This is a genomic window from Streptomyces sp. NPDC040622 (genome assembly GCF_055593965.1).
This window is the reverse complement of record NZ_JBVIXD010000002.1, coordinates 349205-371682: the sequence shown is the minus strand read 5'-3', so window position 1 is coordinate 371682 and position 22478 is coordinate 349205. Positions and strand designations below refer to the sequence as shown.

At 71.8% G+C, this 22478-nt stretch carries 19 protein-coding genes; 4 read left to right on the top strand and 15 right to left on the bottom strand.

Annotated elements, in window-relative coordinates; genetic code table 11:
• Positions 1-18 precede the first annotated feature (18 nt).
• From ACZ592_RS06095 to ACZ592_RS06075, 5 genes are all read right to left on the bottom strand, one after another.
• A complete protein-coding gene (locus ACZ592_RS06095; RefSeq protein WP_471580289.1) occupies positions 19-1548 on the bottom strand; it encodes an aldehyde dehydrogenase family protein in 1530 nt (509 codons plus the stop codon).
• Positions 1549-1781: 233 nt separating this feature from the next.
• Positions 1782-2369, bottom strand: coding sequence for a hypothetical protein (locus tag ACZ592_RS06090; RefSeq protein ID WP_471580288.1), 588 nt, complete (start codon positions 2367-2369; stop codon positions 1782-1784).
• Positions 2369-2614 (bottom strand): helix-turn-helix transcriptional regulator, encoded by a 246-nt coding sequence (locus ACZ592_RS06085; RefSeq protein WP_423596892.1) that lies wholly within the window; start codon positions 2612-2614, stop codon positions 2369-2371. The genes ACZ592_RS06090 and ACZ592_RS06085 overlap by 1 nt, the downstream gene beginning before the upstream one ends.
• Positions 2615-2766: 152 nt before the next feature.
• Positions 2767-3756 carry a malate dehydrogenase gene (locus ACZ592_RS06080; RefSeq protein ID WP_471580287.1) on the bottom strand — a complete coding sequence of 330 codons (990 nt, stop codon included), beginning with the start codon at positions 3754-3756 and terminating at the stop codon, positions 2767-2769.
• A 1235-nt stretch (positions 3757-4991) separates the two neighbouring features.
• Positions 4992-6332, bottom strand: a complete 1341-nt coding sequence (locus ACZ592_RS06075) for a helix-turn-helix domain-containing protein (RefSeq protein ID WP_471580286.1) — start codon at positions 6330-6332, stop codon at positions 4992-4994.
• A 600-nt stretch (positions 6333-6932) separates the two neighbouring features.
• On the opposite strand from ACZ592_RS06075, the gene ACZ592_RS06070 reads away from it, so the two are divergent.
• Positions 6933-7343, top strand: coding sequence for a hypothetical protein (locus tag ACZ592_RS06070; protein ID WP_471580285.1), 411 nt, complete (start codon positions 6933-6935; stop codon positions 7341-7343).
• Positions 7344-7445: 102 nt separating this feature from the next.
• Here ACZ592_RS06070 and ACZ592_RS06065 read toward each other — a convergent pair whose 3' ends face one another.
• The 4 genes from ACZ592_RS06065 to ACZ592_RS06050 all read right to left on the bottom strand — a co-directional run bounded on the left by ACZ592_RS06065 (position 7446) and on the right by ACZ592_RS06050 (position 10992).
• Positions 7446-8135 (bottom strand): response regulator, encoded by a 690-nt coding sequence (locus ACZ592_RS06065; protein ID WP_471580284.1) that lies wholly within the window; start codon positions 8133-8135, stop codon positions 7446-7448.
• A gap of 4 nt (positions 8136-8139) precedes the next feature.
• Complete coding sequence (locus tag ACZ592_RS06060; protein WP_471580283.1) at positions 8140-9309, bottom strand: sensor histidine kinase; 1170 nt, start codon at positions 9307-9309, stop codon at positions 8140-8142.
• A 323-nt stretch (positions 9310-9632) separates the two neighbouring features.
• The gene (locus tag ACZ592_RS06055) at positions 9633-10106 is read right to left on the bottom strand and encodes a DUF3017 domain-containing protein (RefSeq protein WP_471580282.1); all 474 of its coding nucleotides are present in this window, start codon (positions 10104-10106) and stop codon (positions 9633-9635) included.
• 31 nt (positions 10107-10137) lie between these two features.
• Entirely contained in the window at positions 10138-10992 is an 855-nt protein-coding gene (locus ACZ592_RS06050; protein ID WP_471580281.1) for a bifunctional methylenetetrahydrofolate dehydrogenase/methenyltetrahydrofolate cyclohydrolase, read from the bottom strand.
• 257 nt (positions 10993-11249) lie between these two features.
• Here ACZ592_RS06050 and ACZ592_RS06045 point away from each other — a divergent pair, with 257 nt between their 5' ends.
• Positions 11250-11873 (top strand): hypothetical protein, encoded by a 624-nt coding sequence (locus ACZ592_RS06045; protein WP_471580280.1) that lies wholly within the window; start codon positions 11250-11252, stop codon positions 11871-11873.
• A 92-nt stretch (positions 11874-11965) separates the two neighbouring features.
• On the opposite strand, the gene purH is transcribed toward ACZ592_RS06045, so the two are convergent.
• Entirely contained in the window at positions 11966-13543 is a 1578-nt protein-coding gene (gene purH, locus ACZ592_RS06040; protein WP_471580279.1) for a bifunctional phosphoribosylaminoimidazolecarboxamide formyltransferase/IMP cyclohydrolase, read from the bottom strand.
• Entirely contained in the window at positions 13540-14178 is a 639-nt protein-coding gene (purN, locus tag ACZ592_RS06035) for a phosphoribosylglycinamide formyltransferase (RefSeq protein ID WP_471580278.1), read from the bottom strand. The genes purH and purN overlap by 4 nt, the downstream gene beginning before the upstream one ends.
• Positions 14179-14430: 252 nt before the next feature.
• Between purN and ACZ592_RS06030 the strand changes: the two genes are divergently transcribed.
• Positions 14431-15261, top strand: coding sequence for a hypothetical protein (locus tag ACZ592_RS06030; RefSeq protein WP_471580277.1), 831 nt, complete (start codon positions 14431-14433; stop codon positions 15259-15261).
• Here the strand turns inward: ACZ592_RS06030 and ACZ592_RS06025 are convergent.
• Positions 15258-17204 carry a cell division protein PerM gene (locus ACZ592_RS06025; protein WP_471580276.1) on the bottom strand — a complete coding sequence of 649 codons (1947 nt, stop codon included), beginning with the start codon at positions 17202-17204 and terminating at the stop codon, positions 15258-15260. The two genes, ACZ592_RS06030 and ACZ592_RS06025, sit on opposite strands and share 4 nt — an antisense overlap.
• A gap of 151 nt (positions 17205-17355) precedes the next feature.
• On the opposite strand from ACZ592_RS06025, the gene ACZ592_RS06020 reads away from it, so the two are divergent.
• A complete protein-coding gene (locus ACZ592_RS06020; RefSeq protein WP_471580275.1) occupies positions 17356-18720 on the top strand; it encodes a helix-turn-helix domain-containing protein in 1365 nt (454 codons plus the stop codon).
• A gap of 136 nt (positions 18721-18856) precedes the next feature.
• Here the strand turns inward: ACZ592_RS06020 and sucD are convergent, their stop codons facing one another.
• The 3 genes from sucD to ACZ592_RS06005 form a co-directional block, all read right to left on the bottom strand.
• Positions 18857-19741 (bottom strand): succinate--CoA ligase subunit alpha, encoded by an 885-nt coding sequence (gene sucD / locus ACZ592_RS06015; protein ID WP_471580274.1) that lies wholly within the window; start codon positions 19739-19741, stop codon positions 18857-18859.
• A 21-nt stretch (positions 19742-19762) separates the two neighbouring features.
• A complete protein-coding gene (sucC, locus tag ACZ592_RS06010; protein ID WP_471580273.1) occupies positions 19763-20941 on the bottom strand; it encodes an ADP-forming succinate--CoA ligase subunit beta in 1179 nt (392 codons plus the stop codon).
• Between the two features lie 350 nt (positions 20942-21291).
• Entirely contained in the window at positions 21292-22437 is a 1146-nt protein-coding gene (locus tag ACZ592_RS06005) for a vWA domain-containing protein (RefSeq protein ID WP_471580722.1), read from the bottom strand.
• Between the last annotated feature and the right edge of the window lie 41 nt (positions 22438-22478).

The following is a 22478-nucleotide window of genomic DNA, read 5'->3' as shown; positions in this document are numbered from 1 at the left end:
ACCTCTTCGCGCCTGCCGTCAGCCGGCGAACCAGCGGACCGGCTGCGGTGCCAGGTTCTGGTAGATGTGCTTGGACTCGCGGTACTCGGCGAGGCCCGCGGGACCGAGCTCGCGCCCGACGCCGCTCTTGCCGAAGCCGCCCCACTCCGCCTGCGGCAGGTAGGGGTGGAAGTCGTTGATCCAGATGGTGCCGTGGCGCATCCGGCGGGCCATGCGGCGCGCGCGTCCGGAGTCGCTGGTCCACACGGCGCCCGCGAGACCGTACTCGGTGTCGTTGGCGAGGGCGACGGCCTCGTCCTCGGTACGGAAGGTCTCCACCGACAGGACGGGTCCGAAGACCTCTTCCCGTACGACCTTCATCTCGCGGTGGCACTGGTCGAGCACGGTCGGCTCGTAGAAGTACCCCTCGGCGGGCCGCACCTCGCTCGGCTCGGGCCGCTTGCCGCCCGACCGCAGCACCGCGCCCTCCTCCAGGGCGGAGGCGACGTACATCTCGGTCTTCTCGCGCTGCTGCCGCGACACGAGCGGACCGCACTCGACGCCGTCCTCGGTGCCGCGTCCGAGCTTGATCTTCTGGGCCCTGCGGGCGAGTTCGGCGACGAAGCGCTCGCGCACCGACTCCTCGATGATGAGGCGGCCACCGGCGGAGCAGACCTGCCCGCTGTGGATGAAGGCCGCGTTCAGCGCCTGGTCGACGGCGGTGTCGAAGCCCTCTTCGGTGGCGCAGGCGTCGGCGAACACCACGTTGGGGTTCTTGCCGCCGAGCTCCAGGGCGACCTTCTTCACGCCGAGCGCGGCGGCCTGGGCGACCTTGGTGCCGGAGACCAGGCCGCCGGTGAAGGAGACCAGGTCGACGTCGGGGTGGTCGGACAGGCGGGCGCCGACGGTGTGGCCGGGGCCGGTCACGATGTTCGCGACGCCGGCGGGCAGGCCCGCCTCGACGAGCAGCTCGATCAGCGCGACCGTGGTCAGCGGGGTGACCTCGCTCGGCTTGATGACGAAGGTGTTGCCGGCGGCGAGCGCGGGCGCGATCTTCCAGCTGGCCTGGAGCAGCGGGTAGTTCCAGGGCGTGATCATCGTGCAGACGCCGATCGGCTCGTGCACGACGACGCTGTGGATGTCGTCGGAGCCCGCGTCGACGACGCGCCCTGCGCCCTCGCCGATCACGAGGTCGGCGAAGTAGCGGAAGGCGTCGGCGACGCAGTCCACGTCGACGCGGCCCTCTTCGAGGGTCTTGCCGGCGTCGCGGCTCTCGAGGAGACCGATCTCCTCGCGGTCGCGCACGAGGAGGTCGGCGACGCGGCGCAGCAGCGCGGCGCGCTCGGCGACCGGCGTGCCCGGCCAGGGGCCCTCGTCGAAGGCCTTGCGGGCGGCGTCGATGGCGGCGTCCGCGTCTTCCGTGGAGCCCTCGGCGATCACGGCGAACGGCTTGGCATCCGCCGGGTCGAGGATCTCGCGGGTGGCGCCGGAGGCGGCAGCACGCCACTCTCCGCCCACATGGATGGTCTGTTGTGCGGACACGTCCCGTTTGCCTTCCGTTCCTGTCATATGCCCCGCCTGTCACTCGCGGTAGCCGGGTGCACCTGCCCTCCAAGGGGGAAAGCATGCGCATCCGGTGGCCGAAAGTGCGCTGTGTCACTGCGCGTGGGGGCACTCGGAGTCAAACGTACGCTCGGTTCACAGCGTGTCACCGGAGGTGACGTCCTGAACGGAATGTTCGCGCCGGGAACGAAGTCCCCGAGGAAGGCGGGAGCCGACGACGCCGGACGTGAGCCCCAGGGCTACACGCCCCGACCGACGCGGCCGATCTCGCCAAGCTCGCCCATCTCGCCGATCTCACCCGTCTCACCGATCTCGTCGTCCGCCGGCTCGTCGACGGCCGTCAGGCCCGCCATCCACAGCGGCATCAGCCAGTGCACGACGAACACGCTGAACAGCACGGGGAAGACGAGCCCCTCGATCTCCACACCGGCGAGGCCCGCGACGCCGACGGCGACGGTCACGGAGAACAGGAGCCACATCATCACGTACTGGGCGCGGGCCCCCACCCGGTTCCTCTCGGCGCGCTGGCGCTCGTCCAGGGCGCGGACCCGCAGTTCGAGGAGGCCGCGGGTCGCGCCGTTGATGACACCGGTCGCCACGCACCACGGCAACAGGATCCCGAGGAGGCCGAACGTCGCCCAGCGCTCGTCGCCGAACACGGAGTACAGCCAGCACGCGATGCCCACCGCGGTCAGCACGACGTGCGCGAGGACCGCGGCGCGGCGGCGGGCCGCGGTGGCGTGGAACAGGGCACCCTCACGCCGGTTCATGAGCGCGTACATCCGCCGGTCGTAGCCGGTCAGGGGGCGCTGCTCGTCGGTCTTCATCACTGGTTCCTCCCGTAGACCTGATCCGTGAGCGGGCGAAAAGGCTCGAGGGAGAACAGGGCCTCGACCGGCAGCTCGAAGAACTTCGCGATCTTCAGCGCGAGGTCGAGGCTCGGGTTGTACTGCCCTCGCTCGATGTAGCCGATGGTCTGGTAGTGGGCACCCACCGCCTCGGCCAGGCTCTGACGCGACACCTTCCGCTCGGCGCGCACCATCGCCAACCTGTTGTGCACTTGCTCGCTCATGTATAAGAAGTACTACATTCACGAGCAGAAGCTCAACACCACACCCCGCTCGACTTGAACCGCCCCTGCCGACAGCTCCCCCCGAAACGCCGACCGCCCCCGGCGGCCGCGGTGAGCGGCCGCCGGGGGCGGTGGGCGATGTGCTGCCGGGACTAGATGAGGCCGAGACCGCGGACGGCCTCGCGCTCCTCGGAGAGCTCCTGCACGGACGCGTCGATGCGCGTGCGCGAGAACTCGTTGATGTCCAGGCCCTGGACGATCTTGTACGTGCCGTTCTCGGTGGTGACCGGGAAGGAGGAGATGAGCCCCTCCGGCACGCCGTACGAACCGTCCGACGGGATGCCCATGGAGGTCCAGTCGCCGGCGGCCGTGCCGTTGACCCACGTGTGGACGTGGTCGATGGCGGCGTTGGCGGCGGAGGCGGCCGACGAGGCGCCACGGGCCTCGATGATCGCGGCACCGCGCTTGGCGACGGTCGGGATGAACTCGTCGGCGAGCCAGGCCTGGTCGGAGACGACGTCCGCGGCGTTCTTGCCGGCGATCTCCGCGTGGAAGATGTCCGGGTACTGGGTCGCCGAGTGGTTGCCCCAGATGGTCAGACGCTTGATGTCGGAGACCGAACTGCCCGTCTTCTTCGCCAGCTGCGACAGCGCGCGGTTGTGGTCGAGGCGGGTCATCGCGGTGAAGCGCTCGGCCGGTACGTCCGGGGCGGCGGCCTGCGCGATGAGCGCGTTGGTGTTGGCGGGGTTGCCCACCACGAGCACCTTGATGTCGTCCGCGGCGTTGTCGTTGATGGCCTTGCCCTGCGGCTTGAAGATGCCGCCGTTGGCCTCCAGGAGGTCACCGCGCTCCATGCCCTTGGTACGGGGCCGGGCGCCGACGAGCAGCGCGACGTTGGCGCCGTCGAAGGCGACGTTCGGGTCGTCGCTGATCTCGATCGAGTTCAGCAGCGGGAACGCGCAGTCGTCGAGCTCCATGGCGGTGCCCTCGGCGGCCTTCAGGGCCGGCGTGATCTCAAGAAGGCGCAGGTTGACCGGCACGTCCGCGCCGAGCAGGTGGCCCGAGGCGATGCGGAAGAGCAGCGCGTAGCCGATCTGGCCGGCGGCGCCGGTGACGGTGACATTCACGGGAGTGCGGGTCATGGCGATCTCCGTAAGACAGCTGGTGGTGGGGTCCCCGACGTTCGTACCTGGATCCCCTTGTTCCTGGATCCCCGCCGACGCCTCGTCGAGTCCTCGATCGCCTCTCGATGATCGATCTCTTGGCATCAAGAGAGATCCGCCGTCAGGCTATCGCGCCCCGGGCACCCCTGGCCGCCGGGTCGGTGTGGCCCGCCCCACAGGGCGCGGCGCTGGGCTTGAACGGATGCCTACGCCCCTCGTAAGGGGGGCGGCCGCCACGGGGGGGGGGAGCGTGGCGGCCGCCGTGGGGGTGTGACCACTCCCGTGGGGGTAACGTCCGCCTGCCCTCCGGATCCGATGTCATGCACCCACGCCCAAACTTTTCTCCCCACAATCCCAACCCCCCTCCCTGAGCAGCGATTTCACTCCGTGGAGGGGGTGCGGTTTGCCCTGCGGGATGTACGTGGGGGTTGCCCTGCGTGGGCGGGTGCGGGTTGGTTGTGGCTGGTCGCGCAGTTCCCCGCGTGGGCTGGCCCCTGGGCCTTGGACGGTGCGGGGTGGGTGGGTTCCTCCCTGCGCGGGCGGGTGCGGGTGTGGTGTGGCTGGTCGCGCAGTTCCTCGCGCCCCTTAAAAGCCCACCCGCCGTTGCGGGGCGCGCTGCGTGGGCGGGTGCGGGTTCGTTGTGGCTTGTCGCGCAGTTCCCCGCGTGGGCTGGCCCCTAGGCCTTGGGCGGTGCGGGGTGGGTGGGTTCCTCCCTGCGTGGGCGGGTGCGGGTGTGTTGTGGCTTGTCGCGCAGTTCCCCGCGCCCCTAAAGACCACCCGCCGTTGCGGGGCGCGCTGCGTGGGCGGGTGCGGGTTCGTTGTGGCTTGTCGCGCAGTTCCCCGCGCCCCTAAAAGCAACAGCCCGCCGCCCCCGTACCCCTGAAAGCAGCAGCCCGCCGCCCCCGCGCCCCAGGAGGCAACAGCCCGCCGCGCCCCGATGCACCGACCCGCCCAAAGCCCCCCTGAGGCACCGCCCCACCCGAGGCCACACCTGAAGCCCCCGGGAGGCACCGGCCCTGCGGGGCTTGCCTGAAGAAGCCCCCGCCGGGCCGCATCCGCGTACGCGCCCGAGGGGGCGCGGGGGTATGTGCGCACGGAGCACCGAGCCAGCCATAGCGTCTTTGTTCGTGCAGCGGGGCGCAGGGATAGCGAGTACGCACATACCCCCGCGACCCCGCCCCACAAGACGGACCCAAGGCGAGACCGCCCAAGGACTACTCCGTGCACCCGGTCTGCCCGGACGTCAGCGTCGCGCACGCCTTCGCCGCCGTCCCCGACTTCGTCGCCACCATCGGCGTATACGCGTCGAAGTCCTCGTTCACCGTGCTGTTCTGCTTCGCCGAGGCGCCCCCGCCAGACCCCGTGATCGTCAGCTCGTCCCCAGGCGTCGCCTGCGTGATCCGCGCCCACGCGGCCCCGCACGCCTTGCTGTACCGCACCTCGACCAGCGTCTTGCCTATCGTCGCCCGCGACGTCGTCCTCGCCAGCTCACCGCCGCAGCCCATGTTCTCCGGGTCCTTGCCCGCACAGTCCTTGCCGCCGCACTCCACCCCCGCGGGAAGCTTCGTGTCGCTGGTGGACGGCTTCACCGGCGGCTTGGCCTCGTCGCCATCCTTGTCGTCACCGCCGAACCCCGTCATCAACACCGCGGCCGCGGTGACGACGAGAGCCCCCACCACACCCGCGAGGAACATCGTCAGCTTCCGGCGCCGCCGCTGCTTGTCGGGCGAGTCCCCCGACGGCCCACCCGGCCCACCCGGCCCACCCGGCCCGGCGGGACCGGCCGGCGCAGGTGCAGGTGCCCCCACGGGCCCCGTACCCCCACCTCCACCGAAGGCGGACGGAGAGACATCACCGTACGACCGGGACGCCCCGTACGACTCCGCAGAACCAACAACCCCAAAGCCGACATCAGCACCAGCCCCGGCACCACCCGCACCCGCACCCACACCGCCGGCACCCGCACCCGCACCCGCCCCATAAGGCGGCACAGTCGGCGACACCCCGGCAGGCCCAGCCACACCGGTCGCACGCCCCACCCCACCACCCCCGCGAGAGGCCTCGGCAGGCGCGGAGGGCTTGGTCAGCTTGGACGAAGACGAACCGGCTGAGGCAGCTGACCCAGACGGGGGAGAGGGAGAAGGAGAAGGAGAGGACGCCCCCGACCCGGTCGGGCCCGCCCCCGTCGACTTGCCGCCCGCAGAGGAATTGGGCCCCAACTCCCCCAACGCAGCCCGCGCCTGAGAGATCCGAATCGCCTGCATCGTCATGTCGTGCCGCATCTCGGAGCGGCTCCACGCCCGCTCGGCGAGCTCCCACATGGTGATGAGGTGCACGGGCGGCGTCCCCGTCACCTCCGCCAGCGCGACGATCGCCCCCTTCGGCGCGAGCAACCGCCCGTTCAGATAGCGCTCCCACGACGTCTTGCTGTATCCGGTTCTGTCGGACACCGCCGCGATGCTCAGACCACTGCGGTCGACGAGCCTGCGCAGCTGGCTCGCGAACTCCCTGACCTGCGGGTCGAGCTCATCCGGTAGCGCTTTCCAACGAGGCATTACTCCCCCTGTTCCCCCCGTACGTGCATGTCCTGCCCCCGCGCCGACCCGGCGCCATCCCGGTTCCGGACTACCCAGAGGGATGCGCGAAGCCAGGATGTCAGTTCCCGGAGTGGGGGCGCACGGGAGCATTCGGGCCACTGGCGGACGCGGTCGCGCTCGCCGCGCTCCCCGCGGTGTCCGGCCCAGTGTCCCATCGCCGCACCGCTCCACGATGCGGAACCCCGGGGAGCGACCCGGGACACCCCAAAGCTCCCCGCTCACGGCACTTGCCCCCTCCGGCGGCTCACCCTCACCACCGCCCGCCCCGCAGGTCGTTGCGGGCTCCGAACGTTGCAGGCCCCGAACACCGTTGCGGAATGGTCACCTCCGTGCCACAGGGAACGGCCATCCCTTGAACGCGGTGGGCCGGTCCATGACGCTGGATCACGAGCGGAACGCACCGCTTACATCGGGAGATTCCAGCAGGAAACACACCCCCGAACGACGGTGCCCGTCCTTCCACGGGGGTAGGGACGGGCACCGTCTCCTTTTCCCCGAAAGGGCGACTTCGGCCCTGTCTTGCGACCTCCGCCCCTGTCGGCTCGGCAGAGTCGGAACATGAACGACATGACGTACGTGAAGTACGCGAAGCGTGTGAAGCACACGAAGTACGGCAGGCGGCTCGCCGGCGGCCTCATCGCCGCCTCCGCCCTCCTCGGCACCGGCCTCGCCGCGGCCCCCGCGGTCTCGGCCGCACCGACGACCCCCACGACCCTCGCCGCGTCCACCACGGCCGCCGCGTCGCCCGCCTCCGCCGCCCAGTTGCGCGGCACCGCCCCCGCCTGCGTCAAGCGGGACGTCATCAAGCACCGCAAGTACGTGAAGGTGACCAACCAGTGCGGTCAGGCCATGCACCTGAAAGTGGTGATCGACTGGGGCAACGACTCGCCCTGTCTCACGTACCAGAACAACGAGCAGTGGGAGTGGACCTGGGGCCGCGGCTCCTACGGCAAGGTCGTCACCTGCTGAGCCCGGCCACCCGTACAAAGGTCTCGCGAAAGGTCGCGTGACAGGAAGCCGGCGGCCGGTCACCCACCGACCGGCCGCACCGCCCCCAGGTGTCACGGGACCTCACCCCCCGGGGGTGACGAGCCCCGTCTCGTACGCCACCACCACCGCCTGCGCCCTGCTGTCCAGGTCGAGCTTGCTCATGGTGCGGTTGAGGTGGGTCTTGACGGTGGCCTCGCTGATGTAGAGCCGCTCGGCGATGTCCGCGTTGGTCAGGCCGCGTCCGATCAGCTTCAGCACCTCGACCTCGCGCAGCGTCAACGCCCCGAGGTCCGCGGGGGGTTGCCCCTCGCCGTCGTCCGTCGCGGAGCCGTCGCCCTGCCGGGTGAACGCCGCGACGAGGCGCCGCGTCACGCTGGGCGCGAAGAGCGCGTCGCCGCTGCCCACGGCCGCCACCGCGGCCAGCAGCCGCTCGGGGCCCGAGTCCTTCAGCAGGAACCCGGACGCTCCCGCGCGCAGCGCCCCGTAGACGTACTCGTCGAGGTCGAAGGTGGTCAGGACCAGGACGCGCGGTGCCGGTTCGGCCGCCTCCGCGAGGATTCTGCGGGTGGCCGTGATGCCGTTCGTGCCCGGCATCCGGATGTCCATGAGGACGACGTCGGGCCGTGTCCGCGCGGCGAGCGCGACCGCCTCGTCGCCGTCGCCCGCCTCGCCGACGACCTCGATGCCGGGTGCGGCGCGCAGCAGGCCCACCAGGCCCGCGCGGATGAGGAACTGGTCGTCGACGACAAGTACCTTGATGGAGCCGGTCATCCGGTCATTCCGCCCTGTCGTCCCCCTGCGCCGCGGCACGCGCCGAGGTCGGCAGGGTCAGGCGCACGGCGAAACCCCCCTCGCTCAGCGGGCCGATGCTGATCGCCCCGCCGTAGAGCTTGGCCCTCTCGCGCATCCCAATCAAGCCGTGTCCACTGCCCGTTCGCACTCTGTCCGGAATCACCCCCTCGCCCGTGCCGTCGTCGGTGACGGAGACCTCGATGTGGCCGCGCAGATAGGCGAGTTCGACGGAGGCGGCGGCGCCGGGGGCGTGCTTCAGTACGTTGGTCAGCGCCTCCTGCACCACGCGGTAGGCACAGAGTTCGACGCCGGGCGCCAGCGGCCTGGGGGTTCCCGTGACGCGCAGGTCGACGCGGACCCCGCCGGCGCGTACCCGCTCGATCATCTCGTCCAGGCGGGCGAGGCCGGGCATCGGCGCCGCGGGCGCGCCGTCGCCGCACTCGCCGTCCTCGGAGCGCAGCACCCGCAGCATGCGGCGCAGCTCCTCCAGGGCCTCGCCGCTGGTCCCCGATATGGTGCCGAGCGCGGTGCGTGCCGTGGCCGGGTCGGAGCCGAAGACGAAGGTCGCGAGGCCCGCCTGCACGGAGATCACCGACATGTGGTGGGCGACCACGTCGTGCAGTTCGCGCGCGATGCGGACCCGCTCCTGAGCGACCTCGCGCCGGGCCCGCTCGTCCTGCTCCAGCTTCAACTGCCGTGCCAGTTCGGCCGATCGGCGCGCGACGTACCCGAAGCGCCAGAGGACCAGGGAGAAGCCGACGGCCTGGCCGACGACGGACGGCATCGAGGCGTCCGCACTGATCGCGCCGGCGTAGATCCACACGGCGGCCATCAGGACCGTGCAGGCGAGGGAGGTGCGCGGGGGCCGCAGGGAGGCGACGGTGTAGACGCAGAGCATGGGTCCGAAGGTGCCGACGACGGGCCAGTAGCCGAGGGTGACGTAGACGAACCACGCCAGATGGACGACGAGGGTCACGGCGAGCGGCGCCCTGCCGCGGACCACGACGGGCACGCTGACCAGGGCGACCAACGCGTAGCCGAGGGCGTCCAGTGGGGCCCAGCCCTGCTTGGCGGACTCTTGGCCGAGCAGCACGGCCACCGTGGTCAGGGCGACCGCGATGAGGGCGTCGACTGCGAGGGGGCGGATCCGCATCGCCGCAGCGTAACGCGCGTATGCCAAGCGGAACGTCAACCAGCCGCGGTACCGCGGAAGTTGCAGGAACCGCGCGGCTACCGCCCTGGGCGGAGCGGGAGTTACACCCAGGACGGGACGACGCGTCGGTCGGCCGCCGCCTAACGTGTGGACCAGTGCCACGGCGCCGGGCGAGCGCCGCAGCCGCACGGGACCGCGGCGGTCGGGAGACCGGACAAGGGCTGCCGAACGGGGGCCGCCGGTCCACGCGACGGTGGCCCGTCCCCTCGGGGGAGGACGGGCCACCGTTCGCGTACGCGCGGGGCTTTCCGCGCCGACCGCCGTCAGATCGTGAAGTGCAGCGTGTCGTCCAGGAACGGGATCTCCAGCACGGGATCGGGCTGCGCCATCAGTGCCAGGAGCACGATGGCGAGGCCCAGCGCGCCGTAGGTGACCATGTCCGTGAAGCGCGAGCGCACCGCCAGCATCCCCACGTCCGGCAGCGCCCAGCGCAGCGCGGCGCCGCCGATGAGGGCGATGCCGACCAGCATCGTGCCGATGCGGAACACGTCGAGCGCCGTGAGCAGCAGACCGACCCCGACCAGGGAGACGACGCTGAGCAGCGGCCACTGGCGGGCCGGTGCGGGGGCGTCGCCGGCCGCGGCGCGGCCGCCGCCCTCGGGGCGCGCGGTGTCACGCGTGAACAGCGGGAAGCGGCGCGACACCTTCCGCGGCCGCCCGTCCGGGCCCGGCGCGCTGACCGCGCCCTTGGCCCGGGGCGGCACCGCGGTGCTGCCCGCCTCAGGTTCCGTGCTCATGGCCTCGCCTCTTTCCCGTTCGCTTTCCCGTTCAGCGCGCGGAGCGTTCCGCGGCCTCGACGACATTCACCAGGAGCTGGGCGCGGGTCATCGGGCCGACGCCGCCCGGGTTCGGGGAGATCCATCCCGCGACCTCGGCGACGCCCGGGTGGACGTCTCCGACGATCTTGCCGTGCTCGTCGCGCGAGACGCCCACGTCCAGGACGGCGGCGCCGGGCTTCACGTCCTCGGGCTTGATCAGGTGCGGGACGCCCGCGGCGGCCACGATGATGTCGGCCCGCTTCAGGTGCGCGGCGAGGTCACGGGTGCCGGTGTGGCACTGCGTGACGGTGGCGTTCTCGGACTTGCGGGTGAGCAGCAGCGGCATCGGGCGGCCGATGGTCACGCCGCGGCCGACGACGACGACCTCGGCGCCCTTGATCTCCACGTCGTGCTGCCGCAGCAGCCGGATGATGCCGTACGGGGTGCAGGGCAGCGGCGCCGGCTCGTTCAGGACGAGGCGGCCGAGGTTCATCGGGTGCAGGCCGTCGGCGTCCTTGTCCGGGTCCATGAGCTCCAGGACGCGGTTCTCGTCGATGCCCTTGGGCAGCGGGAGCTGCACGATGTAACCGGTGCAGTCGGGGTCCTCGTTGAGCTCGCGGACGACCGCCTCGATCTCCTCCTGGGAGGCGGTGGCGGGCAGTTCGCGCTGGATGGAGGCGATGCCGACCTGCGCGCAGTCGCGGTGCTTTCCCGCGACGTACTTCTGGCTGCCCGGGTCGTCGCCGACCAGGACGGTACCGAGTCCGGGCGTGACGCCCTTCTCCTTCAGGGCCGCCACGCGGGCGGTCAGTTCGGACTTGATCGCGGCTGCGGTGGCCTTGCCATCGAGAATCTGGGCGGTCATGCCCCCCATCTTCCCGGATGAGACCCGCCCGGTACCAATCAGGGCACTCCCCCGGCCCTGCCCGGACGGACCCGCTGATCAGCGAGGTTGCACTTGCACAACACATAGGGAATGCGGCTGGACAAATAAGCCGTACCTAAAGAACGATATGCGGCACAGTGCCGCGGGCAGTGTCGGGGGGACGGACCGCATCTGTAGAACCTTTCCTCCGTGGTGTGCCGCGTCGTCCCCGCACCACCCGACGGAGGAAGACCGCCATGAGTTACGGCGACCCGAACAACCCCTACGGGCAGCCGCCCCAGCAGCCCCCGGCCGCTCCCGGGTACGGCTACCCCCAGCAGGGCCCTCCCGGCGTCCCGCCGCAGCAGCCCTACGGCTACCCGCAGCAGCCGGCCTACCCCGGCTACCCGGGCGGCAACATGATGCAGCAGTCGATGCCGGGGCTCCTGGTCACCGCACGCGTCTTCCTGTTCCTGATCTCGGCCGTGCAGATACTCATGGCGATCGGCTTCCTCTACGTCGCCGCCGTCGCCAACGACGTCTCGGACAGCGCGGAGGACCTCGGCTTCAGCGACGGCGACTTCGGCGACGCGGCCACCGGAGTCTTCGTCGTTCTCGCGCTGATCGCCGCGGCCCTGGCCACCCTGTCCATCACGCTCGGCGTCAAGTTCAGCCGCGGCGGCCAGGGCGTCCGGATCACCACGGTGGTGTACGGCGCGCTCGGTGGCGTGATCGGTCTGATCTACCTCTTCGTCGGCATGGACACGGGCTTCGCCAGCGCGATCATCTTCCCGCTCATCTGGGTCGTCTTCGCCGTCATCATCACGGTGGCCCCCGTCGTCCCCAGCGGCACCGCCTGGTTCAACCGCCCGCGCTACTGAGCGGGTTCGACGCGCGAAAGGGCCGCACCGCTCCTGGGACAGGAGGGTGCGGCCCTTTCGCGTACGTCTCGGCGCCCGCAGGGGCGCGCGGCTCAGTGGAAGAAGTGCCGCGTCCCGGTGAAGTACATCGTCACGCCCGCCTTCTTCGCGGCCTCGACGACGAGCTCGTCACGGACCGAACCACCGGGCTGCACCACGGCCTTGACGCCCGCGGCGGTCAGGATCTCCAGGCCGTCGGGGAAGGGGAAGAACGCGTCGGAGGCGGCGTAGGAGCCGCGCGCCCGCTCCTCGCCCGCCCGCTCGACCGCGAGCTTCGCGGAGTCGACGCGGTTGACCTGGCCCATGCCGACGCCGACCGAGGCGCCGTCCTTGGCGAGCAGGATCGCGTTGGACTTCACCGCGCGGGACGCCTTCCAGGCGAACGCGAGCTCGGCGAGCTCGCCCGCGTTGAGCGCGTCGCCCGTGGCGAGCGTCCAGTTGGCGGGGTTGTCGCCGTCGGCCTGCAGCCGGTCGGTGACCTGGAGCAGCGCGCCGCCGTCGATCTGCTTGACCTCGACCGTGCTGGACGGGGCCTCGTGGGCGCGCAGCACGCGGATGTTCTTCTTCTTGGTGAGGACATCGAGGGCGCCGTCCTCGTACTCGGGCGCGACGATGACCTCGGTGAAGATGTCGGCGACCTGCTCCGCCATCTCCTTGGAGACCGGGCGGTTCACGGCGATGACGCCGCCGAACGCGGAGAGCGGGTCGCAGGCGTGCGCCTTGCGGTGCGCCTCGGCGACGTTCCCGCCGATGGCGATGCCGCACGGGTTGGCGTGCTTGATGATCGCGACGCAGGGCTCGTCGTGGTCGTACGCGGCACGGCGCGCGGCGTCCGTGTCCGTGAAGTTGTTGTACGACATCTCCTTGCCGTGCAGCTGCTCGGCCTCGGCGAGACCGCCCGTGCCGTCGACGTAGAGGGCCGCGCCCTGGTGCGGGTTCTCGCCGTAGCGGAGCACGTTCGCGCGCTCGTACGTCGACCCGATGAACTCGGGGAAGCCCGACTCGTCGGCAGCGGCGTACCCGTCGGCGAACCAGCTCGCCACCGCCACGTCGTACGCGGCCGTGTGCCGGAACGCTTCTCCCGCGAGCCGCTTGCGCGCGGTCAGGTCGAAGCCGCCCTCCTTGACGGCCGCGAGCACGTCCGCGTACCGCTTCGGGTCGGTGACGACGGCGACCGAGGGGTGGTTCTTGGCGGCGGCGCGGACCATGGAGGGACCGCCGATGTCGATCTGCTCGACGCACTCGTCGGGGGTGGCGCCCGAGGCGACGGTCTCCTTGAAGGGGTACAGGTTCACCACGACGAGCTGGAAGGGCTCCACGCCCAGCTCGTCGAGCTGGCGCCGGTGGTCCTCCAGGCGCAGGTCGGCGAGGATGCCCGCGTGGACCTTCGGGTGGAGGGTCTTGACCCGGCCGTCCAGGCACTCGGGGAAGCCGGTGAGCTCCTCGACCTTGGTGACGGGCACCCCGGCGGCGGCGATCTTCGCCGCGGTCGAGCCGGTCGAGACGAGCTCGACGCCCGCCTCGTGCAGCCCGCGCGCGAGCTCTTCCAGGCCGGTCTTGTCGTAGACGCTGACGAGCGCGCGCTTGACGGGGCGCTGCGCGGCGTTCGCGTTCGTAGCTTCGGCGGTCACGGGATAAGAACCTTTCGTCCCTCAATGCGGTAGCCGTGCCGGGCCAGACGCCCCACGACATCGACGAGCAGCGTGCGCTCGACGTCCTTGATGCGCTCGTGCAGAGCGCTCTCGTCGTCCTCGTCCCGGACCTCGACCACGCCCTGGGCGATGATCGGGCCGGTGTCGACGCCGTCGTCGACGAAGTGGACGGTGCAGCCGGAGACCTTCACGCCGTACGCGAGCGCGTCGCGCGCACCGTGGGCCCCCGGAAAACTGGGCAGCAGCGCGGGGTGCGTGTTCACGAACCGCCCGCCGAAGTGCGCGAGGAACTCCTTCCCCACGATCTTCATGAACCCGGCCGAGACGACCAGGTCGGGTCCGTGCGCGGCGGTCGCCGCGGCCAGGGCCGCGTCCCACTCGTCGCGGGTCGCGTGGTCCTTCACGCGGCAGACGAAGGTCGGCAGCCCGGCGCGCCCGGCGCGCTCAAGTCCCGCGATGCCGTCGCGGTCGGCGCCGACCGCGACGATCTCCGCCCCGTAGCCCGCCGGCCCCTCACGATCGATGGTGTCGATCAGGGCCTGGAGGTTCGTGCCCGACCCGGAGACCAGCACGACGACTCGCTTGGGGCGCGCGACCACAGCGCTCTCGGCCACAGCGGGGCCCTTTCTCGGAAGGTGCGTCTTTGTACGGTCGTACGAAGGCTTCGAGCCCCGCGATACGGGGAACCCTACGAAGCGGCCGACCGCGAGCAACGATACCGGCACACGGAACCGCCCCTCACGGGACGGGGGCGCGACCGGAAGGTAGCGTCTGTGAGGAAAGCGCCCTGATTTCCGAAGCACGCCGCGTTGGCGAGCCGCACCACGGCTCCTCCACGGCCCTACCAAGGGGAAGACGCACACCTGATGCCGGACCGTAGCCGCCCTTCGTCTCCGCCGCAGGACCCGGAATCCCAGGGACCGGAGTCCCGGGGCTCGGGCGCCCAGGGAACGGGCAAGGACGACGACAACCCCTTCGCGCCGCCGCCGGAGGGGACACCGGACCGGCCGTGGCAGCCGCGCCGCCCCTCGGGCGACTCCGCCCCCGACGGCGAGAACTCCGGCGGGAGCCACTCGCCCTGGGGCAGTCAGTGGAGCGACCAGCAGCCGGGACGCTCCCAGGGCGGCTTCGGCGAGCGCCCCGGCCAGCAGAACGGTCCCGACAAGGAAGGCCCCTCCTCGGGCCCGGGCGGCGGGGGCGGCATGCGCTGGGACCCCACGGATCCGGCCCAGCGCCGCGCGCGCTACGCCCTGCTCTCCGGCATGTGGGCCTTCTTCTTCGCCCTGTTCGGCTGGCGCTACGTGGCGCTGCTGCTCGGCGCGCTCGCGGTGATGTGGGCGATCCAGTCGCTGCGCGCCAAGCAGCGCACGCCGGACCCGACGGCGCCGGCGGGCGCCGCGTCCGCCCCGGCCACCGCGGTCACCACGGGGACCCCGGCGGCTCCGGGCGCCCCCGGCTCCCCGGGCCGGCAGCCTCAGGCCGAGCCGACGTCCACGAAGCCGCAGACGACGGCCGCGATCAGCGGTCTGGTCACGGGCGGGCTCGCGCTGGTCATGGTCGCGGCGACGTTCACGGCCCAGCTGGTCTACCGCGACTACTACACGTGCGTGGACGACGCGCTCACCCACACCTCGAAGCAGTCCTGTGAAGACCTGCTGCCCAAGCAGCTGAGGCCGCTCCTCGGCGAGCAGGACTAGGCTCCGCCCGCCTCTCCGTCCTCGGACCCGTCCACTCCGCGCCGCGGGGCGGACGGGTCCTTTCGGTGGGGCGGTGCCTGCGGTGCGGGCCACTCCTGGGAGGGCCGCTCCCCCGCCTTCCTCAACGCTTCCCAGCGGGCCTCGCGGGCGGCTTCGTCGTGCCAGGGGGTCGGGGACGGGGGCGGGGTGGGCCGCCGCCCCGCCGGCAGGAAGTCGTACGGCTCGAAGGGGGGCGGTTCTGGGGCGTCTGGGGCGTCTGGGGCGTCTGGGGCGTCTGTTGATTCCGGGACTTCCGGCACTGCCGGAGCATCTCGTGGTCCGGAGGGCCCGGGGGATCGGGAGGGCCCGGGGGATCCTGGGGATCCTGGGGATCCTGGGGATCCGGAGAACCTGGGAGCCCTAGAGGACCCTGAGGCTCCCGGGGACCCAGATGCCTCCGCTCCGTCCGTCCGCCCCTCGTCCCGGCGTGCGCCGTCCGTGGGCACGCCCTCCTCGGCCCCCTGCCGCCCCGGCCACGGCAGCGCCCGCCGCAGCCGCCCGGCCTGTGGCATCCGGGGCCGCGGCACCCGCAGTGAGGGGAGCGCGAGCCGCGGCAGCCAGGGTCGCCGCCCGCCGCCGGACGGCACCCGCAGCCGCCACGCCCGCAGGCCGAGCGCCGCGGGCACCCCGACCACCGCCGTCCAGGCCGACGCCGCCGCCCCGGCCTGCCACCACACCGGCCCGAACTCGGTGAGCACCGCCACCCCCATGGGCCCGCCCGCCAGCGCCGCGAGTCCCGCGAGGATCACCCCGCACACCGCGGCCGCCCCGAGTACCCCCGCGGCCGTCCGGCCCGGCGACCACGCCTCGTCCCGTTCCCCGAAGGCGGGCGCGGCAGCCCGCACCGCGCACCACGCCACCGTGAGCCCCGCCGCCACGGGCACCGCGGCGACCGACCAGGTCAGAGGCGTCCCGGGCCCTTCGGACGGCACCGCGGAGAGCAGCGGGAAGGGCGGCAGCAGCGGCGCCGACCCCGCGAAGAGCGGACCGGCGACAGTTCCCGTGCCGAGTGCGAAGCCGGGGCCGAGACCGTAGGCCGCGCCCCACACCGCCGCGTTCGGCACCAGTGCCAGCGACAGCAGCAGCACCGCGAGGCGCCCCGACCACACGTCCGTGACCTGCGTGAACGACGTCTGCACCGGTCCCGCGTGCAGGACGAGCGACACCGCGACCAGCAGCGCACCGGCGCCGACGAGCACCACCGAGCCGGCCGCCCCGGCCCGCACGACGGCCGCCGTACGGTGCCGTGCGAGGAAGCCCCGTACGAGAATGGCGCGCGCACCGGCGGGGAGCGTCGCCAGCGAACGGCGCAGGAACAGCGGGAGCAGGTGCAGGGGAAGCGGTCCGCGCGGGCGGCCGTGCGCCGTCCACACGCCGAACCCGGCCGCGCCCACCGCGAGCAGGGGCACGTGCACGACCGCGCCGAGCCAGTCGGGCCGCAGCTCACCGCCCGCCGCGTACGCCGTGGCGGCGGTACCGACCAGCAGATAGCCGGCCACGACCCCGGACCAGGCCGTGCGCACCGCGTGCCCACGCCCCTCGGGGGCCGCCGCGTCCCGCGCCGCCCGGTGCAGCAGCCAGGCCGGCAGGGCCGCGAGCAGCAGCGGTGTCATGCCGACCGGTGAGGGCGCTCCCGAGAGCGTGTCCGTCCTGATCAGCTCGGTGCCGTGCGCCAGCAGCCACAGCCCCGCCGCGACGTGCAGCGCGCCGTCGGGCCCGCTGTCCGGGTACGGCGAACTGATCCACAGCACCATGACCAGTACGGCGAACGAGCCGAGGCCCAGGCCGGCGGCGACGGCCCCGCCCAGCACACAGGTGGCCAGTCCGGGCGAGCGGCCGCGGGCCCGTTCGCGCGACGGCTCCACGGGCGGCGACGAGGCGTAGTGATCGGTCGTCTGGGTCACGCGGCCATGCTCCCAACGACACGCGCTTTCTTCCCGTAACAGGCGAATATCGGATGTGTCGCCCAAGATACGTTTATGTACTTTTTCGTACGGCGGATCGGCTGCGCCCGGCCTCCCGCCGCACGTCGGCCCACGGTGCGGAGAGTCCGACATGCCCCAGAGCCCTGCCCCGCCTCTGCCGTCCCCGAAGGAACGCCGCAGGCTGCGCGAGGCGAAGTCGCTGAGCCAGGCCGACATCGCGGCGAAGGTCGGTGTCACCCGCGAAACGGTCCGCTCCTGGGAGCTCGGCCGCACCAGCCCGCGCGGGCGCAAACGTGAGGCGTACGCCAAGCTCCTGAACGCCGTCGCGGCCGAGCGGTCGGCGACGCCCCAGAAGGCCGCACCGCAGAAGGGAGCACCGTCGAAGGTGGCCTCGGCGAACGGTGCCCCGGCGAAGAGAGCGCACGTGAAGGAATCCGCCGTGCGGGAAACCGCAGCGAGAGAAAGCCTCGTGGAGGTCGCCGTCGCGAACAGGCGCTCCCCGCACGCCGCGCCGCATGCGCCGCAGCGGGGCACGGACGGCCACGGCCGGTCCCGCACACGTCCCCAGCCCGCCGCCAAACGCGCGGCGAAGCCGAACGCCCCCCTGCCGATGACGGCGACCACGGCCGCGCTGGGCGGCCACACCCGCCCGCACCCGGTCCGCGCGGCGGCGGCGCCCGGGTCCGCCGGATCCCGCGCCCTCACCCCCGACCAGGCCTTCGACGCCCTCTGCGGCTACTGCGCGCCCGGCCTCGTACGCCAGACGTATCTGCTCACGGGCCGTCGGGACCTGGCCCAGGAGTCGGTGGAGCGCGCCTTCCAGCTGGCGTGGCAGCGCTGGCCCGAGGTGGCCGTCGACCGCGACCCCGCGGGCTGGGTGCGCGCGGCGGCGTACGAGTACGCGATGTCGCCCTGGCACCGCTTCCGCCCCAGCCAGCGCCACCCGGACGCCCCGCCCGCGCAGGCGGCGGACCGCGCGTTCCTCGACGTGCTCCTGAGCCTGCCGCCCGCCCAGCGCCGCACCCTGATGCTCTACGACGGGGTCGGCCTCGACCTGCCCGAGACCGCCGCGGAGACGGAGGCGAGCACGCCCGCCGCCGCGAACCGCCTGCTGCACGCGCGCGAGGCGATCGCCGAGCGGCTGCCCGACCTGGCCGACCCCGAGGCCCTGCACCGGCGCCTCGGCGAGGTCGGCAAGGCCGAGAAGCTGCAACTGCCCAGGCCGGAACGGGTCCGCACGGGCAGCGAGCACCGCGCCCGCTTCTGGACCCGGGCGGCGATCGCGTTCACGGCACTGATCATCGGCGCGACGGCCCTGACCCTGAAGACGGCCCCCACCCACTACGAGCCCCCGCAGGCCCCCGGCAAGGCCATCAGCGGCGTACCCGCCCGCATGGGCCCGGGCCCCCTCTCGTACGAGGACACAGAACTCCGCGAAAAGCTCCGCAAGGAACTGACAACCGGCCCGGACCGCCTGAAGCCCGACCTGAAATAGCATCAGAAGCGCGGGGAACTCCGCCAGGGGCACGGGGAGCTGCGCGACAAGCCCCCAAGCACCCACGGCGCCGCGGCCGAAACCAACAGTGGGCCCGCACCTCCCAAGGAGGTGCGGGCCCACTGTCAAGGCTCGGTCAGCCCGCGAGGATCGCCCGCGCGAGCTTCGCCGTCTCGGTCGGCGTCTTGCCGACCTTGACGCCGGCGGCCTCAAGGGCCTCCTTCTTGGCCTGCGCCGTGCCGGAGGAGCCGGAGACGATGGCGCCGGCGTGGCCCATGGTCTTGCCCTCGGGCGCGGTGAAGCCCGCGACGTAGCCGACGACCGGCTTGGTCACGTTGGCCTTGATGTAGTCCGCCGCGCGCTCTTCCGCGTCGCCGCCGATCTCGCCGATCATGACGATCAGGTCGGTCTCGGGGTCGGCCTCGAACGCCTCGAGGGCGTCGATGTGCGTCGTGCCGATGACCGGGTCGCCACCGATGCCGACGGCCGAGGAGAAGCCGATGTCACGGAGCTCGTACATCATCTGGTACGTCAGCGTGCCGGACTTCGAGACCAGGCCGATGCGGCCCGGCTTCGTGATGTCGCCCGGGATGATGCCGGCGTTCGACTGACCCGGGGTGATGAGACCGGGGCAGTTCGGGCCGATGATGCGGGTCTTGTTGCCCTTCGACTTCGCGTACGCCCAGAAGGCGGCGGAGTCGTGGACGGCGATGCCCTCGGTGATGACGACGGCGAGGGGGATCTCGGCGTCGATCGCCTCGACGACGGCGGCCTTGGAGAAGGCCGGCGGCACGAAGAGCACGGAGACGTCGGCGCCCGTCTTCTCCATCGCCTCGGCGACGGTGCCGAAGACCGGTACCTCGGTGCCGTCGAAGTCGACGGACGTGCCGGCCTTGCGCGGGTTCACGCCGCCGACGATGTTGGTGCCGTCACCCAGCATGAGCTTGGTGTGCTTCATGCCCGTGGCACCGGTCATGCCCTGGACGATGACCTTGCTGTCCTTGTTGAGGAAGATAGCCATGGCTGTTCTGTCCCTCGTCCCTTACTTCGCGGCCGCGAGCTCGGCGGCCTTGTCGGCCGCGCCGTCCATGGTGTCCACGCGCTGCACGAGCGGGTGGTTGGCGTCGCTCAGGATCTTGCGACCCAGCTCCGCGTTGTTGCCGTCGAGGCGCACGACCAGCGGCTTCTCGACCTTCTCACCCTTCGAGGCGAGCAGCTCCAGGGCCTGCACGATGCCGTTGGCGACCTCGTCGCACGCGGTGATGCCACCGAAGACGTTGACGAAGACGGACTTGACGTCCGAGTCGCCGAGGATGATCTCCAGGCCGTTCGCCATGACCTCGGCGGAGGCGCCGCCACCGATGTCGAGGAAGTTGGCGGGCTTCACGCCGCCGTGGTTCTCACCGGCGTACGCGACGACGTCCAGGGTCGACATGACCAGGCCGGCGCCGTTGCCGATGATGCCGACCTCGCCGTCCAGCTTGACGTAGTTGAGGTTCTTGGCCTTGGCAGCAGCCTCGAGCGGGTTGGCTGCGTCCTTGTCCTCGAGCGCCTCGTGGTCGGCCTGGCGGAAGTCGGCGTTCTCGTCGAGCGAGACCTTGCCGTCCAGGGCCAGGATCCGGCCGTCCTTGGTCTTCACCAGCGGGTTGACCTCGACGAGGAGCGCGTCCTCGGCGACGAAGGTGTCCCACAGGGTCACCATGGCCTCGGCGACACCCTCGGCCACGTCGGCCGGGAACTTCGCCTGGGCCACGATCTCGCGGGCCTTCTCGATGTTCACGCCGTCGACGGCGTTGACCGGGACCTTCGCGAGGGCCTCGGGGGTCTTCTCCGCGACCTCCTCGATGTCCATGCCGCCCTGCACCGACGCCATGGCCAGGAAGGTGCGGTTGGTGCGGTCGAGGAGGTACGAGACGTAGTACTCCGCCTCGATCTCCGGGGACAGCTCGGCGATCATCACCTTGTGGACCGTGTGGCCCTTGATGTCCATGCCGAGGATGTCCGTCGCGCGAGCGACGGCCTCGTCCGGGGTCGCCGCCAGCTTCACGCCGCCGGCCTTGCCGCGGCCACCGACCTTCACCTGCGCCTTGACGACCGACTTGCCACCCAGTCGCTCGGTGGCCTCGCGCGCCGCCTCAGGCGTGTCGATGACTTCACCGGCCAGCACCGGTACACCGTGCTTGGCGAAGAGGTCCCTCGCCTGGTACTCGAACAGGTCCACGCGCGTCCGTCCCTTATCCGTGATCTCGCTGCGATCTCGCTGCTTTGGTGTCAGCTGTCTGCGTGGGCGTGCCGCGGAGGGCAACGTGACTGCGCTGTCACTAGGGAGGCGTAGGACGGAGTCCGGTACGCGGCATGTCCGTCTCGCAGGTTATCGCCGTGGGACGTAGGTCCCTAAATCGCAGATCACATTTGGGCGGTGATGACCGTCACAGATCGCAACCTCCGGCATCGCGATCCGTACCGGAGGCGGCCTCTGAGGCGCCGGGGCCGCCGGTTTGCCGCCGTTGCTCCCGCAATCGGGTGCCGGACGAGAGGTGCGTCACGTCCATGGGTGCGGATCTGCCCGGCTCAGGACCGGTGCCCCGCGGCCGTGTCCGGTATGGGGAGCGGGCGCCGCTCGATCGCCGCGGCCATCACTTCCGGGAAGAGGTCCGGCGTGCAGGCGAAGGCCGGCGCGTCCAGCGCGGTGAGCGCCGCCGCGTGGTCGCGGTCGTACGCGGGCGTCCCTTCGTCGGAGAGCGCGAGCAGCGTCACGAACCGCACCCCGGACGCCTTCATCGCCGCGACCCGTTTCAGCATCTCGTTGCGGATGCCTCCTTCGTAGAGGTCGCTGATGAGCACCACGACCGTGTCGGCGGGCCGGGTGATCTGCGACTGGCAGTACGCGAGCGCCCGGTTGATGTCCGTGCCGCCGCCCAGCTGCGTGCCGAAGAGGACGTCGACCGGGTCGTCGAGCTGGTCGGTCAGGTCGACGACGTTCGTGTCGAAGACGACGAGCCGCGTGTTCAGCGACCGCATGGAACCGAGCACCGCCCCGAACACCGAGGCGTAGACGACGGACGCGGCCATCGACCCCGACTGGTCGATGCAGAGGATGACGTCCTTCTTCACCGACCGGGACGCCCGCCCGTACCCGATGAGCCGGTCCGGGACGATCGTCCGGAACTCGGGCAGGTAGTTCTTGAGGTTGGCCGCGATCGTGCGGTTCCAGTCGATGTCGTGGTGGCGGGGCCTGCTGATCCGCGCGCTGCGGTCGAGCGCTCCGGTGAGCGTGGAGCGGGTCCGGGTCGCGAGCCGCTTCTCCAGGTCGTCGACGACCTTGCGCACGACGGCCCGCGCGGTCTCCTTGGTCGTCTCCGGCATGGCCTTGTTGAGCGAGAGCAACGTGCCCACCAGGTGTACGTCCGCGTCGACGGCCTCCAGCATCTCCGGCTCCAGGAGCAGTGTGGAGAGGCCGAGCCGGTCGATGGCGTCGCGCTGCATGACCTGCACGACGGACGAGGGGAAGTACGTCCGGATGTCGCCGAGCCAGCGGGCCACGGACGGCGCCGACGCACCCAGCCCCGCCGAACGGTCCCGCTCCCTGCCGTCCTTCGCTCCCCCGCCTCCGTACAACGCGGTGAGCGCGCCGTCCATCGCCGCGTCCCGGCCGGTGAGCGCGCACCCGGTCCCGTCGGCGCCGTCGCCCCCCAGCACGAGCCGCCACCGCCGCATCCGCTCATCGACGGCTCCGGTCACCTTGCCCGCGCCGGCCA